The 15,056-nt window shown below is 54.0% G+C and carries 15 protein-coding genes; 3 read left to right on the forward strand and 12 right to left on the reverse strand.

Annotation, left to right across the window (positions count from 1 at the left end):
- Positions 1 to 12: 12 nt before the first annotated feature.
- Complete coding sequence (locus HW115_RS13765) at positions 13 to 1,596, reverse strand: excinuclease ABC subunit UvrC (RefSeq protein ID WP_227021526.1); 1,584 nt, start codon at positions 1,594 to 1,596, stop codon at positions 13 to 15.
- Positions 1,597 to 1,929: 333 nt separating this feature from the next.
- Positions 1,930 to 2,853, reverse strand: a complete 924-nt coding sequence (locus tag HW115_RS13770; protein ID WP_178933485.1) for a hypothetical protein — start codon at positions 2,851 to 2,853, stop codon at positions 1,930 to 1,932.
- Positions 2,854 to 3,036: 183 nt separating this feature from the next.
- On the opposite strand from HW115_RS13770, the gene HW115_RS13775 reads away from it, so the two are divergent.
- On the forward strand, positions 3,037 to 4,416 hold the full coding sequence (locus HW115_RS13775; protein WP_178933486.1) for a DUF2851 family protein: 1,380 nt from the start codon (positions 3,037 to 3,039) through the stop codon (positions 4,414 to 4,416).
- Here HW115_RS13775 and HW115_RS13780 read toward each other — a convergent pair.
- Positions 4,413 to 5,453, reverse strand: a complete 1,041-nt coding sequence (locus HW115_RS13780; RefSeq protein ID WP_178933487.1) for a M23 family metallopeptidase — start codon at positions 5,451 to 5,453, stop codon at positions 4,413 to 4,415. The two genes, HW115_RS13775 and HW115_RS13780, sit on opposite strands and share 4 nt — an antisense overlap.
- Entirely contained in the window at positions 5,453 to 5,977 is a 525-nt protein-coding gene (locus tag HW115_RS13785) for a hypothetical protein (RefSeq protein WP_178933488.1), read from the reverse strand. Before HW115_RS13785 ends, HW115_RS13780 begins: the two co-directional genes overlap by 1 nt.
- Positions 5,978 to 6,148: 171 nt before the next feature.
- On the opposite strand from HW115_RS13785, the gene HW115_RS13790 reads away from it, so the two are divergent.
- Complete coding sequence (locus HW115_RS13790; protein WP_178933489.1) at positions 6,149 to 7,039, forward strand: sugar phosphate isomerase/epimerase family protein; 891 nt, start codon at positions 6,149 to 6,151, stop codon at positions 7,037 to 7,039.
- Positions 7,040 to 7,314: 275 nt separating this feature from the next.
- Here HW115_RS13790 and HW115_RS13795 read toward each other — a convergent pair whose 3' ends face one another.
- The 8 genes from HW115_RS13795 to HW115_RS13830 all read right to left on the reverse strand — a co-directional run bounded on the left by HW115_RS13795 (position 7,315) and on the right by HW115_RS13830 (position 13,530).
- Positions 7,315 to 8,391: a phosphate acyltransferase gene (locus HW115_RS13795; RefSeq protein ID WP_178933490.1), complete on the reverse strand. Its 1,077-nt coding sequence runs from the start codon at positions 8,389 to 8,391 to the stop codon at positions 7,315 to 7,317.
- 160 nt (positions 8,392 to 8,551) lie between these two features.
- Positions 8,552 to 9,172 carry a peroxiredoxin gene (locus HW115_RS13800; RefSeq protein WP_227021527.1) on the reverse strand — a complete coding sequence of 207 codons (621 nt, stop codon included), beginning with the start codon at positions 9,170 to 9,172 and terminating at the stop codon, positions 8,552 to 8,554.
- A 30-nt stretch (positions 9,173 to 9,202) separates the two neighbouring features.
- Entirely contained in the window at positions 9,203 to 9,688 is a 486-nt protein-coding gene (locus HW115_RS13805; protein WP_227021528.1) for a peroxiredoxin family protein, read from the reverse strand.
- 94 nt (positions 9,689 to 9,782) lie between these two features.
- The gene (locus HW115_RS13810; RefSeq protein WP_178933492.1) at positions 9,783 to 10,988 is read right to left on the reverse strand and encodes an OmpP1/FadL family transporter; all 1,206 of its coding nucleotides are present in this window, start codon (positions 10,986 to 10,988) and stop codon (positions 9,783 to 9,785) included.
- A 57-nt stretch (positions 10,989 to 11,045) separates the two neighbouring features.
- Entirely contained in the window at positions 11,046 to 11,540 is a 495-nt protein-coding gene (locus HW115_RS13815) for a DsrE/DsrF/DrsH-like family protein (protein ID WP_178933493.1), read from the reverse strand.
- 13 nt (positions 11,541 to 11,553) lie between these two features.
- On the reverse strand, positions 11,554 to 11,868 hold the full coding sequence (locus tag HW115_RS13820; RefSeq protein WP_178933494.1) for a TusE/DsrC/DsvC family sulfur relay protein: 315 nt from the start codon (positions 11,866 to 11,868) through the stop codon (positions 11,554 to 11,556).
- Between the two features lie 40 nt (positions 11,869 to 11,908).
- A complete protein-coding gene (sqr, locus tag HW115_RS13825) occupies positions 11,909 to 13,177 on the reverse strand; it encodes a type III sulfide quinone reductase, selenoprotein subtype (RefSeq protein ID WP_178933495.1) in 1,269 nt (422 codons plus the stop codon).
- On the reverse strand, positions 13,174 to 13,530 hold the full coding sequence (locus HW115_RS13830; protein ID WP_178933496.1) for an ArsR/SmtB family transcription factor: 357 nt from the start codon (positions 13,528 to 13,530) through the stop codon (positions 13,174 to 13,176). The genes sqr and HW115_RS13830 overlap by 4 nt, the downstream gene beginning before the upstream one ends.
- A gap of 169 nt (positions 13,531 to 13,699) precedes the next feature.
- Between HW115_RS13830 and HW115_RS13835 the strand changes: the two genes are divergently transcribed.
- Complete coding sequence (locus tag HW115_RS13835) at positions 13,700 to 15,028, forward strand: class II aldolase/adducin family protein (protein WP_178933497.1); 1,329 nt, start codon at positions 13,700 to 13,702, stop codon at positions 15,026 to 15,028.
- The last annotated feature ends 28 nt before the right edge of the window (positions 15,029 to 15,056 follow it).

The following is a 15,056-nucleotide window of genomic DNA, read 5'->3' on the forward strand; positions in this document are numbered from 1 at the left end:
CATTCTGAGGTTTCACCCTTGCTCATGCAACCAGGAATGCATTTGACTGGCTGATTTTTTGCCAATGCCGGGGACGGATTCGAGCTCCTTGATGCTGGCTTTACGGATACGTTTGACCGATCCAAAGCGCCGCAAGAGCGCCTCTTTCCGCTTCGGGGACATACCGGGGCACTGGTCCAGCAGGCTTTCCCTGACGCGGCGACGCAGCAGCAGTTCGTTGTAGTTGTTTGCGAAGCGGTGGGCTTCATCCCGGATGCGCTGCAGGAGTTTCAGGGCTCCGGTGTCGTGAGGCAGACACAGCGGCTCAGAGATGCCGGGGCGGTAAATTTCTTCGTGCTGTTTGGCAAGTCCGATCACCGGCAGGTCGTGCAGGCCGAGAGCTCGCAATTCTTTTACCGCCATACCCAGTTGGCCCTTACCCCCATCGACGATCACGAGGTCGGGCAGGTGAAGGGGAGATTTGCCTTCCCGGGCCAGTCGGCGGAGGGCCTCCAGTGGCGACTCCTGGGATGTTTCGCTGCTCGGGCTGTTGTTTTCAGAGAGGATACGGGAGTAGCGGCGACGGATCACCTCCGCCATGCTGGCAAAATCATCTTGCCCCTGTACGGTTTTGATTCGATAGCGGCGATACCCTTGGTTGTTCGGGCTGCCGTCGATGAAGCGGACCATCGAGGCTACGATGTGGTTGCTGGAGACGTTGGAAATATCAAAACATTCCATGATGTGCAGTTTGTCCGGCAGGCCGAGGGCTTGCTGGAGTTCTGCGAGGTCTTCCTTGGGGTTGATGGTGCTTGGTAATTGATGCCCTCGGGTGAAGCTACGGGTGGGGCTCAGTGTCTTTTCCAGATTGCTGATGATATCGCGCAGCTTTGCCGCTTTTTCAAACTGCAGGTTTTCTGCCGCCTTGGCCATGGCATCGCGCAGCGACTGGAGTCGACTGCCCCGTCCCTTTCCATCGAGCAGGGCTACGGCCTCTTCGACCCGCTTCCGGTACTCGGTTTCCGAGACCTTACCAATGCAGGGGGCCGCGCATTTCCGAATCACATCCGCGTGGCAATGGCGGTAATCTTTTTCTCCGGGGATGCGGGGGCGGCAGGTGCGCAGGCCAAACTCACGGTTGATCCATTCCAGTGTGGCTTTTAAGGCGCTTGAATGGACAAAGGGACCAAAGTAGCGGGCTCCATCGTCTTTTTTGAGCCGCGTGAGAACAAAGCGGGGAAGTGGAACATCCCATTGCAGTTTGACCATGTAAAACCGTTTGTCATCACGTAGGCTGACGTTATAGCGCGGGCGGTACTGTTTGATGAGTTTGCTTTCCAGGATCAGAGCCTCTTGTTCGTTTCGGACGATTTGTAAATCGAAGTCGGTGATGCTGTCGATGAGGGCCCGGGTTTTCAGATCAGCCCGCATTTTTCGGGAGGGCATAAAGTAACTGCTGACTCGTTTTTTGAGGTTTCTGGCCTTACCTACATAAATGATTGAGCCCAGTCGGTCTTTCATCAGATACACGCCTGGTTTGTGCGGGGTGTCTCGGAGTTTGGTTTGGATCGCATTGACGCTCATGTCGGGCTCATGGAGGCTGATGGTCTGAAGCATCAGCTTGATTGGACCGTAAAGCAAGTGAGATCCATGCCTACACCAGGAGATCTCATCGGGGCAACTTCCTCGGAGCATCAATGAGTCCAGTAAGTGGCAAGGGAAGGCTAGCTGAGCCTAAGACTTGTGTTTAACTTGGATGAGTCTTTTTGCGATACCCCTAAAAATTGACAGACCCGCCAGCTCGGTCCGAAGACATCACTGACGGGTCTGTTCCCCCCCAAATACCGCTCATTGCTGAGCGATGAGTTGATTATGCTGCAGCTCGTAAAATTCGCAAGAAAAAAAGGTATGTTTTTCTGCAGTTTTGATAAACAACCGTTTATAACGACATTAGAGAAATTGCTGCATCAGCTGTATTGTGAATTGCTTAAAGACCATGGCAGCGTCCATGAACTGGTTGGCCCAGTGGTGCCAGGTCAGGTTTCCTGGAGCAAGGCAGAGTAAGACGGACAAAACAATCACATTGGCCAAGTAGATGATGACGATGGAAAAAAAGGTGCCATTTTCTTCGAGATCAGGTTGGTCTCGAGGGATCATCCAGATCGTCCAGAGCAGGTGAAAGGCCCAGGTTGCCCCAATCAGGCAAAACAGCGCCTCCTCATGGTAGGGGATGCGGTAGAAGCTGCCCAGTAGGGTGGAAACCAATAAAACCACTACCGACCAAAACGGGATGAAATAAGGAGACAGGGCAATGATGACATTGCTCTTGTTGGTCATGATATACCCGCCATCCGCAGTAATGTGCATGCTCGAAACCTTGCCCCCGCAAAGATAGACAAAGATGGCGTGGGTCAGTTCATGGCCCAGAACGTAGAGATAAAGGAAAAAGCGTTCGATTAGGCCGGTGAAAAACCAACCGGACATCAGAAACATACCGATGGAAAAGTAGAGAAAATGCCGGGTCCGGATCAAATCCATCCAGAAGGACTGGGTCTGGCCCGCATACGAGTCCGTGACATTGAACAGGGCCATGGTCGTGATGGCGCAGACTGGAAGCAGGGCCAAGGCAATACACCAGCGCAACAGACGTTGTGGGAAGCCGAGATGGGCGATGCCATCGTCCATGGTATCCGCGATGGCGGCTTGGACCGAGGTGAGGCCCAACCGGCGGCCCATCCGCCTGTTGGCACGCTGTTTCGCACGATGATTGGCGTCATGGATCGCTTCGCGTAGACTCGGACGTCCCTGCCGACGGCTATTGCGCGCACGTGTGCGGCTTGGTCTGCGTGGGATGGAGCTTTTGCGCGATCTCATGAGTGATGCCCGGTGGGTCGTGGAGATTCTTAGCATTACTTAAATATAAAGTTTTTGCAATCTTCAAATTGGAAGGTGCTGGCAGGCAATCAAGAGGGTGGTTCGATTGGGAGGCGATCAGAGGATTATGGTTTTTACTGATCGGCATTTGCTAGATCTATCAGATTCTGATAGATTGGGTTTATGACGTCTTATCTGGATTTGTTGCGGGCCTGCGGTCGGGAGTCGTGGGTGATGGAGGAGTGGGGCGCGGGACCGGTGGTTTCGGAGTTGGAGTTGCAGGCATTATGGTTTGCCGGGCAGTTGGGGCGTGAGTTTGTCACCTTGTCCGGAGAGTCGGTTAAGGTGGTTCAGTTTGGTCATTGGAATCATGCGGCTGGCCCGGATTTTTTGCATGCGGTGGTGGAGATTGGCGGGGAGACTTGTTGTGGAACGATTGAGTTGGACCACCGGGCTTCGGACTGGGAAGCGCATGGTCATGCTCAGAATGAGTCCTTTAACCGGGTGGTCTTGCATGTGGTGTTTGAGGAGGGAGGTCCATGTGTGTTTACCCGGACTAGCGAACATCGTGAGATTCCTCGGGTGGTGGTGGCTGCTCATGTGCTTGAGGATGCTTTGGATCGGCCCAGGCTGAAGGTGGCTCGGGCTCACCCGGGGCGTTGCTGTTCGTCCATGGGGTCGATGACTGACGGGGATGTCGAGCGGCTGTTACTTGAAGCTGCCAAGCACCGGATGCGCCGGAAGGCCAGATGGCGGATGAAGACGGTTGAGGCTCAGTCGAAGGATGAATGGCTGTGGCAGGCTCTGGCCACAACCATGGGTTACCGGCCGAATCGATTGGCGATGACGCTGCTTGCCCAGCGCTTGCCGATCCGCTTGTTGCTGGATCGTCCTGAGCAGGCGGAGGCGCTTTTGTTTGGGGTGGCGGGTTTTTTATCGGCTGAGATTTACGATCAGGCGGAGGGGGACAGCCGGGAGTATTTACGTGGGCTTTGGGAGTCTTGGTGGCGTCTCAGGGCGGATTATGAATTGATTCCCGAGCGGCAGATTCCGTGGCGTTTGGCAGGGATCCGGCCGGTGAATCATCCGCAGCGGAGGTTGGCCTGTCTGGCGGGGGTGGTTCGGCAGTGGGCGGCATTCAGACGAGCATGTCAGCATGTGCAGGATGTGGAGTCATTTTTACTCGGGCTCGGGCATCCTTATTGGAACTGGCATTTCACCTTGACGAGTCAAACCAGTGCCAGGCGGATGGTTTTGGTGGGCAAACAGCGGGTGAGGGAGTTTGTGGTGAATCATCTCTTACCCTTGCGCCTTGCCGCTGACGATCAGACTGCATGGCGGCATTTTATGAAGATACCGGCACCCGTTCTGAGTGAGAAGGTGGATGTGGCCTCGTGCCGCCTCTGGGGCAATCATCCGCAGAAGACGGCGTATCTGAAAAAAGCCTGGCAGCATCAGGCGCTATTACAGATTTATCAGGATTTTTGTTTGCAGGATATCAGTGATTGCCAGCAGTGCCCGTTTCCCGAGCAGCTTGGACAATGGCGCGAAGGCGCGCCTTAGAATTCCCCCGTGACCAGCGAAAGATAGCGTAGCCCGATGCGGGTCAGAGAAGCCCGGTGACCTGTCCCTGTGAGTAATCCTTTGGTGTGATATTCGTGTTTTGACAGGCACTTTTTAACCGAAGTAACGCGTGGTGCAGGGACGCTGCGCTTACTGGGGCTGACGGCTAATGGTAGCCCTGACTGGCTGAAGGAGATCTCCCATGACGGGGTGCGTGTCCGGTGATCTCCCTTGGCCATCCACGGATAGCGCTGGACGATTTCCAGAGGCCCTTTTCGAGGAACGGTGATTTTGTAATACACGGGGATGGTGGCGAAAAAGGCCGGGATGGTGAGGTTGGGGTTTTTCTTTTGCTGGAGCAAGAGTTCAGCGATATCCATTCCGGACATGTTCAGACCATTGTGTAAGCCGTGGTGGTTTTTGCTGCCGAAGCTTTTGTTGTGCCAGGTGTTGAAACGGCTGGAGATCATCAGGTCGAGTTCCAGGTGCACGTGGGAGCGCTCACGGTTGATCCCTCGACCGGTGTATCCCATTTTGCCGAGTTTCTGCCCTTGTTTGACAACCTGGCCGGTTTTGACTTCGGTGGTGGATAGGTGGGCATACAGGCTATAGATCGGGCCGCTTTGCCAGTTGTGTTTGACGACGACATATTTGCCGTAGTTGCTATTGCCGGCGTAGGGGTTGACGTAGGCCACGGTGCCTGCGGCCAGGGCGTTGACCGCATCGAGTGGATTCTGAGACCGGTCACGTTTGATCGGTTTGATATCGATGCCCTCGTGGAACTTTGTGCCGATGACGCCGTCCTCAGTGCGTCTCAGGGTGCGGACAAACCCGTATTTGCCCGCCGTCCATGGGCGGGAGGTTTTTCCCTCAAAGACTCGAGGGACCCACATGTAAAACTTACTGCCGTCATCACCATAGAGGTGTTCGTTGACAGTGGGGAGTTTGAGCGAGGTCTCACTGGCCCCGGCAGCAGGACTGAGAATCGCAGTGAGAAGGGTGGCGGTAAGAATGCGAAGGGTGAGGGCTGAAGTCATTACTGTTTTTTCTTTTCTTCGTATTTCAGGCGTTTTTTCCAGACCTTGGGATCTTCACCGATTCGTGGGGCCAATTTATCGTAGAGTTTGATTTCATGTTGCTGGATGCCACTCCAGATGACAAGCATGCCGTCGGTGACCGGTTTGTCGATTCTCACCACGCCTACAGCCTGTCCATTGACCAAACCGAGCAGGAGTTTTCCCTGGTTGAGGTTGGTGGATGCATGAAGTCGCTGAGCTGCTTGTTTGTTGAGTTGGAAGACGACGCCGTAGGTTTTTTTGTCGTCAGCCGGAAAGGGACTGAATGCGATGATGTCATTGGTGCTGACCTCCGGGACTTTGCGGAAATAGCGTTCTCCCGCCAAGGTCTCAACCTTGCGGGTGAATTTCGGGGCCTCGGCAGCGGTTCCTTCGACGTGGAAGGTAATGGACGCCGGGGGGGTCTTTTTGCCGTTGGCACTGGCCGTTGGCACCAGCGCAATGGCCAATGGCAGGGACCATGCGAGAAATCGAAAGAGGCTCATGCCCCCACCATGCCTCCAATTTATGGTGTCTGAAAGCAAAAAAATCTAATGTCTTGCTTGTCGCCTGTACGTGAGCGAGCGAAGGATCTAGCCATCGGAGATGGAAATAAACTAAGCGATAGAACTTGCTGGATGGAGTCGTATGGATACGCAATTCCAATTGATTTGATTATGAAACGAAGATCCTTTTCCGTGTTGTGTGGGGCTGCTGCGATTAGTGGCGTGGCTCCGGCCTGGGCCAAGTCCGAACAAGCTAAACCGTTTTTGTCTGCCTTTGCTCCTCACCCGGGCCAGTTGCCGACGGCTCCGAAAGGCTACCTGGACCAACTGAAGTTTGCTTATGATCTTGGATTTCGGGCTTGGGAAGACAATGGACTGATTCGTAAACCGGCGAAGTTGCAGCAAGAGGTGGGAGATTTTTGTCGTGAAAAGGGAATGGCTCTTGGCGTGACGGTGATTTCAGGAGGCAATGGATTGCATTTTGCGACAGCGGACAAAGCGGGGCAGGAGAAAGTCCTGGCCGATATGAAAAAGGGGGTCGAGACCTCCAAGCGAACTGGGCAGACGTGTATGACGATGATCCCCGGAACCCGCCGCAAAGGTGAGGATCTGGCTTCGCAGATCAAAGGAGCCGTTGACCTGATGAAGCAATGCTGTGACATCGTCGAAGAACACGGTATCATCCTGGTGCAGGAGCCACTTTCCCACGGAGTGAAAGGTGGGGCTCCCTTGTTGCGGAGTTTTGTGGACGGTTATGATCTTTGCCGGGCTGTGGGGCGTAAATCCTGCAAGCTGTTAGCCGATTTTTATCATGAGGGGCAGATCGGAAATGAATTGCTTCCCAATGCCGAAAAAACATGGTCCGAGGTTGCTTATGTTCAATACGGGGATGTTCCCGGGCGCAAGGAACCGGGGTCCGGCAAGTTGGATTACAAAGCCGTTACCTCTTGGATTCGTAAGCAGGGATACACCGGTGTGATTGGTATGGAGCACGGAGTCAGCGCCAAAGGAAAAGAGGGTCTTGAAAAGTTGCTCAAGTCCTATCGCGGTATCGACGCCTAGCTTGTGGTTTACTAAAAGTGGCAGGGGAGCTTCGGCTTGCCGAAGCGTGACCTTGCTGCTGCAAAGGTTGCCTGCCAGGTTGGAAAGCTGTACTGACTTGCTTCGCTGTTGGCAGAAGTGGTCGGGAGACAGCGGATGTGTGGAATGTAGGACAGGATTCCATCCTGTCGGCATCCCAAGGATGGGCTCAAGTCAACTCTCCGTGAGTCAAGCTTGCCGGCAGGTTGGAAACCTGCCCTACTTTCGGGTGCTGCGATTGGATGGTTTTCAATCTGTTAGCCTCGTTCCTTTTCCAGATACAGGTTGTGGAATTCGATGGCCCGGATGCCGACGATGGCGGCTGTTCCCAGCAGTGTTTCTTCGGAAACGGTGCGGGGGACTTGGGCGGCGGGTCTGGTAAGACCCATGATGATCTGCCCGTAATTCTGGGCACCTCCCACATGTTGGAGGAGCTTGAGTGAGATATGGCCTGCGTCGAGTGTTGGGAATACCAGAACATCGGCGGGGTTGCCGGCGGGCTTGCCTTCGAGTTTTTGTTCTGCCGCTTCCGGGTCGAGTGCCACATCGGCTTGCAATTCACCTTCGATTTGCATGTCGAGGTAGTTCTTTTTGACTTTTTGCCGTGCGAGTTCGGTTGCGGCAACGACTCTTTGAGATGACTCGGTGTTGGCGCTGCCGTGGGTCGAGTGGCTGAGCATGGCGACCTTCGGTGTCCGGGCGAGAAAGTGGCGAGCCAAATCCCCGGTTTGGACGGCAATGGATGCGAGCTGCTTGACGTCGGGTGTGGGGATCACGCCGCAGTCGGCTAAAAATAGAATCCCGTCCTTGCCAAAGTGTTGAAGGTGGGGTGGGGCTACCAGGATCATCGCTCCGAAGACGGTGGGGACTTCCTTGATGGGCTTGATCATGGTCATTGCCGCACGGAAGACCGTGGCGGGCATGGACTGGTTGCCGGCAACCATACCGTCAGCGTGGCCATATTGGACCATCATGGCGGCAAAGTTGTGAGGGCGGCTGACAATTTCGCACGGGTTTGCGATTTCTTTTCCTTGGTAGCGGGAAACTTTCTCCAGTCGCTTACAGAACAGGGAGACTTCGGAAGAGGTCGAGGGCTCGATGACGTTGACGAAGAGCATCGAAATACCTTCGGCTTCCGCCATTTGATAGATGCGGTCACGATTGCCAAGCAGGATAGGCACTGCGATTTCCATTTCCACCATTTTGGCCGCAACCCGCAGGACGCGGATGTCTTCACCATCGGCAAAGACGATACGCTTGGGGTGTCGTTTGAGTTTGGTGTAAAGCTTGGCAGTGAGAGCGTTGGCTTCAGGGAATGAAAAGGAATCGGACATGATCACAGAGAGACTTGTTCTGGGGGGAGGGAGACTAGGTCGAATGCACTCTCGGGTGCAAGAGCGAAGTCGTGATACCTGTGTCACAGCCCTGGTCTTGGCTTCCGAGCTGTTTGACCTGCGCCAGAGCGTGGTGAGCCGTGGCTCACGACGGGGACGGCTATGGGTTGAGTTCGTTCAGAACCTTGGCCAAATCCTCCAGCTTTGGCCGTTTGTTGATATCGTGGACGTCGACGTAGCGGATCACTCCTTGTTTGTCGATCACGATCAGAGCCCGCTCGCTGGTTCCGTCGCTGCGCAATATCCCGTATTGGGAGGCAACCTTGCCATGTGGCCAGAAATCGGAGAGAAGGTCAAAGTCAAGTCCTCCCATCGAGACCTCCCATGCGTGGAGGGACGGGATATTATCGGATGTAATACCTAGCAGGACAGCATCATTTTTCTCAAAGAGATCGAGTGCGATGTTGTATCCAGGGTACTGGGACGAACAGACCGGGGTGAAGGCTGCCGGCACAAATGAGAGAACGACGTGCCTTTTTCCTCTGAATTGGGAAAGTGAAATTTGCCCTCCCGAAACGGATGGTAGTGAGAAGCCCGGTGCTCGTTGGCCCGGTTTCAATGTGGTGGCGCTATCGACCGGTTTGCTTTTTTGCGGGCGGTAGACCACCGAGTCCATGCCTTGGGGCAGGGGGGCTGGTGGGGAACAGGCACCACAAAGAGCGATCAAGCATGTGCTGATGGCAAGGGAGATGTTCCGGTGAGGGTGTTTGTGTTGATTCATGTCCGTAAACCTGGAGAGCTGTTTTCGCCGTTATGGTTGGATGTTTGGATAGATGCCCGCAGCGTTACCTTCGATTTTGCTTACACGATAGTATTCCTGCCAAGTGCCTCCTTGTTTTTTGAGCGCGATGAGCATGGGTGGCGTCACCTTGGAGAAGCGTGAGGAAATCTGGAGGTCCTTGTCCGGTAGGACTGTAAAGGGGACCTTGTAGCGCTTTTGATAGAGCTGGGCTTCCATCGGGGAGTTGTTTTTACCGATGGCATAAAAAGCGATCTGGCGCCCCTTTCCCCGGGATTGAACCATTGCGTAGAGCTCATTGACGTCGCCCGCACTGCGCTGACAATGTGGACAATACATGTCGAAGAAGCTCAATACGACAATGTCGGCTTTGGAGTTTCGATAATCACCACCGGGGGCAGGGCCTGAGGATGATTCAGATGTTGAGCTTCCCGTTGAGCAAGAATGGAGTATTCCGGCGAGAAGAATGAGAAGACAAGATTGAAACGCATATTTCATAGTCGCGAAGGTAACACGATTTGACAAAAAGTCCCATCAGAAAACCCGAGGAGCCAAGATCGAAAGAACCGCTCCCCGGGTTGTATCCGCCAGACTAGAATCTCCAGGTCAGACCCACATCGATGGTGTCCTCGGAGAGCGAGGATTCGACTTTTGCCGAGCCGTCAGGGGTCTTTGATTTCATCGTATTCTCAAAGGCGTGCACCCATGAGAGGTTGAGGACAAAGTCTTCATTGATTTGATAGCCAATGCCCATGCCGAGGTGATGTTCCACAATGGCGGGGAATCCGACAATACTCATGACGTCCTGTTGGAATTCTTGGTTGCGGAGTGGGTTTTCGCCGTAGTTGTACCCGATCCGCAGCACCATGGTATCCTGGATCACCTCATACTGGGCTCCTAGGCCGAAGGTCCACTGGTCCCTCCAGCCAAAATCACTGTAGCCGTCGGCACTGCCCCAGTTGATCCATTTGCAATCAAATGACAGGGTCAGGCGCTCTTCCATGCCGACCCATGCAACTCCGATGCCTGCCTGCTGCGGCAGTTCCAAATCGAAGTCGGTGGTGGCTCCGGTTGGTCCCATCATGCCGAATTCGGGCATGACGTCTTCGAAGGTGTTGGATTGGGCCGTGGTGTAAGTCAGGCCGGCGGTGACGGAGTTACTGATTCTCCAGGTGGCCCCCAGTTGGATGCCCATGGACCAGTCCGTGTCGTCGTTTTTGCCGGTTGGGAACACCCCGGATCCAATCTCGAGGCTGGCATAGTTCACGTGCAGCGAAGCACCGATCGAGACGTCCGGGTTGATCGAGTAGGCAACCGATGGGGCGACCTTCATGATTTGCAGCTCAGTGAAATTGAAAGGAATCACCGAGCCGATGGGTTCGCTTTCGTAATCCACACCCAGTCCGGAAATACCGTAAATGGCCATGCCGGCCCGCCAGTGGCTTCCTTCGTGGCCGATGGGCAGGGAAACACCCATCGCCGGGATGAAGTAGAGGTCGCTGTCGCTGTCTCCTTTGAACGTGTTTGGCCCCATGCTGATTTTGGCGCTGGTCGATGGCATGAAGGTGGTTAGTGAGAAGTCTGCCTGTGGTTTGCTGCAGGACTCACTGATACACATGGCCGCTGGGTTGGAGAATACGGCACTAACCGCATCCTGGGGTGCGGCGATACCAGTCCCTCCCAATGAGCGGGAAATGGGGCCGATTCCGATAAGGTTCACGCCGTTGGTGGCGCTGGCCTGGCTGATGATGGCGAGGCTTGCTGCTGTGATGGCAATGCCGGTGCTTTTGTATTTCATGGTATTCAGTATTCGCTTGTTTCTCTTGGTCTGGAGGTCTTTGATCGGGCTTGGTGGTTAGGTAAAGATGATCTGGGATCCGGCAGAAAGTTCATAGAACTCACCGACGGTAAGGACCCGGTCCATCTGTGGGCAGAAGTCGTCATCTGTCAGGTGGAACATGTCCACCGTGGCCTTGCAGGCATAGATGTTGCACCCGGCATCTGAGATCATTTCGATGAATTCTCCGACCGGCGGGATGTCGATTTTTTCCATCTCCTTGTTCATCATGTGGGTGGCAAAGGCCGACATGCCGGGCATGGAACCCATCCACGTGGGGAGAGGGAAACCCTTGGCATCGGGGACGCGCATGGCCGGATTGCCGACCGTTGCGATTTTAATGCTATTCATATACTTTGTCAGGACTCCGTAGAGACCGAAGAAGGTAAAGAAAAGGTTGGCTTCAATGCCTTCCATTCTCGCGCCATTGGCCATGATCAGGCCGGGATAGATCCCTTCAAGGGAACCGCGGGAAACAATGATGGATACTTTTTTGATAGGTTCTTCACTCATAATGTAATCCTTTCTAGACGCAGCTGGTAGGTTTTGGCAGGCCCGAGACTTTGGCTGCTTTTTTGATCGGTCCACCGGGGAACAGGGCGTAGAGTTCCTTGGTCGGAATGCCACCGACTTTGTTGATGCGGCGCATACCAGGAACGGTCCCTTTTTCTGCGTAATCGGCCAGAATGTAGTCGATGACCTTCCAGTGGCCATCGCTCAGGCTGATACCTTCTTCTTCTGCTAGTGCGGCCGCCAGTTCCTTGTTCCATTGACTGTGGTCGGTCATGAATCCGTCATCGTCGACGCTGATGCTTACTCCGTTTATCGTCTTATCAGGCATGGTATTGTTTTGTATGGTTTGGTTCGTTGTGGATTGGATGTCAGGCATCCAGAGACTCAGGGATCTTGACGCCCTCCGGAATGTTTTTACCGGTCAGGGTCATTCGATGACCGACCATGGGGATCGGGTGGCCGGGAAGAAGCATGTTCCAGTAAACCCAGCGGAAGGCCATTTTGCCCATGTGGTTGAGCCGGGTTTCTGTGAGTAGGGACATGGGGCCGATACCGGGAAGCGGGAACTTGCCAGGCACGGGTTCCAAGTCGTAGTTAAAGTCCAGAAGGAAGCCTTTGCCGTTACCCGATTCGATGAAACAATTGGCATGCCCATCGAATTTTTCAGGTAGTGGCTCTCCCTTGGTGAAGGCCATGATGTTTTCAATCAGAACTTCCGCTTCAAAATGGGCAACGGAACCAGCCTTGGATGTCGGAGCGTCGGTGGCATCACCGATAACAAAAATATTTTCATGGGCCTTTGACTGCAGGGTGTGTTTATCGGTCGGGATGAAGTTTAATTCATCTCCGAGCCCCGATCGTTCCACCATGGAATCTCCCATGTTTGTGGGCACCGTGACCAGTAGGTCGTAAGCCACCTCCCGTTCGTCCCATGAGACGATTTTGTGTTCTTCATTGTCGACACTCCCGATGTTGAAGTCGTTGACCACTTCGATTTGTTTTTCCTCCAGCAAGCCGCTGAGGATTTTCGAAGCAACCGGTTTGGTGAAGGCTCCGGAAAGAGGGGTGACGTAGATTAGCTCGGTCTGTTCCCTCAAGCCTCGTTTCCTGAGCCAGCTGTCGGCCAGGAAGACAAACTCCAAGGGGGCGACAGGGCACTTGATAGGCATTTCACAAATATGCATCACCAGTCTTCCTCCTTGCCACCCGTCCAAGGTTTTGGCCAGTGCCTTGGCCCCTTCGAAGGTGTAAAACTCGTGGACGTTTTTACCCCAGTCCGCTCCGGTCATCCCCTCGGTTTCTTCGGGAACCGGAGCCGTGCCGGTTGCCACGATCAGGACGTCATAGGGAAGACATTCTCCATTTTTCAAGAAGACCTGGTTTTGTTCTGCTTCAATGCGATCGACATCTGCCTCAAGATAGTCAACACCCGCTCCCACAAACCGGCGTTTGGGTTTGACCACGTCCGACTCCGAATAAATGCCGAAGGGCATGAATAAAAAACCGGGTTGGTAGTAATGATCTCCTTCTTTGTCGACAATGGTGATCTTCCATTGTTCGAGATTCATTTTTTTTCGGAGCTGGTTCGCCATGATGGTTCCAGCTGTTCCTGCACCGAGGATAAGGATGTTTTTCATTGGTCGTTTTCAGTTGTTGGATTGCAGTCTTCCAGAAATTCGCAGCGGAGGTATTCGATCATTCTGGCGATTTTCGGATCCGCCAGCGAGTAGAGCATCTGTTTCTTGTTTCGCCGTTGCTTGACCACCCCCGCAAGTCTCAAGACCCGGAGCTGTTGTGAGATGTTGGTCATTTTACCGGCCGTCACAACTTCCGCGATCTCTTGCACACAGGCTTCCCCATACATCAGCATGCAGACGGTTCGAAATCTCACCTTGTTCGAAAACAAATGGAACAGCCCCACCACTTTTTCACAAACTAACTGGTTATCTTCAAATTGCCTCTTGATGGCATCTAATTGATCTTGCGTCATGGTTTCCTATCTATAGATCATCATATAAGCAATTGTTGAAATGTCTGTGCATATTCGAGCAGAATATGCGCATTATTTTTCATTGATCTTGCTCAAAAGTGTGAACTTTCCCGATCATCTTCCATGATTTCACTTTTCTTTTTTCCTTGTCGGGAATAGGGAACCCCGCATGGAGCTTAGTGAATTGGAAGCTGGGGGGCAGCTGGGGCCGATGGATCAGACCTCGGGGGCTGTTATGTATGCTGATATTTTGGCGGATGCGATTCATCGCGTGTACCGTGCGGGGATGACCACTACGTCTGGCGGCAATTTTTCTCTTTGCGAGGAGGATGGGGGTATCTGGATTACCCCGGCGGGTGTGGACAAGGGGTCTTTGGTTCCTGATGACATGGTGAAGGTTGCCGCTGACGGTTCGCTTGAAGGTAAACACCGACCGAGCTCTGAATTTCCCATCCACCGGCAGGTTTACGAAAAGCGCGAGGACCTGGGGGCTGTGATTCATGCCCATCCTCCGGCCTTGGTCGCTTACGCTCTTGCGCGCCAGGAGCCTGATTTGGCCATGATGCCTACGGTGTCTGAGTTATGTGGACGCACATGTTTTGCTGATTACCGCTTGCCGGGGAGTGAGATGTTGGGCCAGGTGGTGGCTGATGGTTTTGCGACGGGGGCGAATGTCGTGGTGATGGGAAACCATGGGGTGGCCGTGGGGGGGAAGGATATGCAGCAAGCATACAACCGCTTGCTGGCTGCGGAGTTTTGTGCTCAGGCCTTGCTGGATGCTCGCACACTTGGTGGAGCCAAGCCGGGCCGCGGAGATGTCTTGCCATGGTATACTCCGATACAAGTCGTCCCGGTAGAAAGCGGAACGTTTGTCCCGTTTGAGGGGCTAAGTGAATCGGCAGCAGCACGATCTGTCAGGATGGCGATGGATCGAGCGAGCAGGCAAGGTCTGTTGCCGAGGTCCTTTGGTTCGGTTTCGGCACGGCATGGTTCCGATAGCTTTGTGATCAATGCGGCGGGTGTCCCGAGAGACTGTGTCGGCGGAGCTGATACGGCCCTGATTCAGGCTGGGCAAATAGGGAAGCGAGTGCACCCTGACGAATCATGGAAGTTGCATCGTGCCATTTATGATAGCCACCCGGATATCGACTCTCTGATTGTGACTCAGGCTCCCGCAGTGATGGCACATGCACTTGCCCATGAGCGCTTGGACGTGACGACCAACCCGGAAAGTTGGGTGTTTGTCCGCGAGGTGGTTGCCTTGGCCGGGGATGCCGGAGTGGATGCCATTGTTTCGGCTTTGGGGCCGGAGACTCCGGTTGTGTTGCTGAATAACGGAGCCATGATTGTCAGTGGAGGGTCAATGATGCAGACCTTTGACCGCTTGGAAGTCTGCGAGTTTACCGCACAGTCGGTTTTACTGGCGCGCTCACTCGGTGGAGCCGTTGATATGGAGACTCAAAAAATCGAAGCGCTGCGGGAGGCCTTTTGCTCCTGAGATGCAAACAAGCGGAAGTCTGAAGACT

Source organism: Oceaniferula marina (genome assembly GCF_013391475.1).
Taxonomy (GTDB): Bacteria; Verrucomicrobiota; Verrucomicrobiia; order Verrucomicrobiales; family Akkermansiaceae; genus Oceaniferula; species Oceaniferula marina.

What these genes read in the sequence shown, in the direction of transcription:
- HW115_RS13765 (WP_227021526.1), bottom strand. Translation starts at nt 1,596, where the DNA reads ATGCTTCAGACCATCAGCCTCCATGAGCCCGACATGAGCGTCAATGCG.
- HW115_RS13770 (WP_178933485.1), bottom strand. Translation starts at nt 2,853, where the DNA reads ATGAGATCGCGCAAAAGCTCCATCCCACGCAGACCAAGCCGCACACGT.
- HW115_RS13775 (WP_178933486.1), top strand. Translation starts at nt 3,037, where the DNA reads ATGACGTCTTATCTGGATTTGTTGCGGGCCTGCGGTCGGGAGTCGTGG.
- HW115_RS13780 (WP_178933487.1), bottom strand. Translation starts at nt 5,453, where the DNA reads ATGACTTCAGCCCTCACCCTTCGCATTCTTACCGCCACCCTTCTCACT.
- HW115_RS13785 (WP_178933488.1), bottom strand. Translation starts at nt 5,977, where the DNA reads ATGAGCCTCTTTCGATTTCTCGCATGGTCCCTGCCATTGGCCATTGCG.
- HW115_RS13790 (WP_178933489.1), top strand. Translation starts at nt 6,149, where the DNA reads ATGAAACGAAGATCCTTTTCCGTGTTGTGTGGGGCTGCTGCGATTAGT.
- HW115_RS13795 (WP_178933490.1), bottom strand. Translation starts at nt 8,391, where the DNA reads ATGTCCGATTCCTTTTCATTCCCTGAAGCCAACGCTCTCACTGCCAAG.
- HW115_RS13800 (WP_227021527.1), bottom strand. Translation starts at nt 9,172, where the DNA reads ATGAATCAACACAAACACCCTCACCGGAACATCTCCCTTGCCATCAGC.
- HW115_RS13805 (WP_227021528.1), bottom strand. Translation starts at nt 9,688, where the DNA reads ATGAAATATGCGTTTCAATCTTGTCTTCTCATTCTTCTCGCCGGAATA.
- HW115_RS13810 (WP_178933492.1), bottom strand. Translation starts at nt 10,988, where the DNA reads ATGAAATACAAAAGCACCGGCATTGCCATCACAGCAGCAAGCCTCGCC.
- HW115_RS13815 (WP_178933493.1), bottom strand. Translation starts at nt 11,540, where the DNA reads ATGAGTGAAGAACCTATCAAAAAAGTATCCATCATTGTTTCCCGCGGT.
- HW115_RS13820 (WP_178933494.1), bottom strand. Translation starts at nt 11,868, where the DNA reads ATGCCTGATAAGACGATAAACGGAGTAAGCATCAGCGTCGACGATGAC.
- sqr (WP_178933495.1), bottom strand. Translation starts at nt 13,177, where the DNA reads ATGAAAAACATCCTTATCCTCGGTGCAGGAACAGCTGGAACCATCATG.
- HW115_RS13830 (WP_178933496.1), bottom strand. Translation starts at nt 13,530, where the DNA reads ATGACGCAAGATCAATTAGATGCCATCAAGAGGCAATTTGAAGATAAC.
- HW115_RS13835 (WP_178933497.1), top strand. Translation starts at nt 13,700, where the DNA reads ATGGAGCTTAGTGAATTGGAAGCTGGGGGGCAGCTGGGGCCGATGGAT.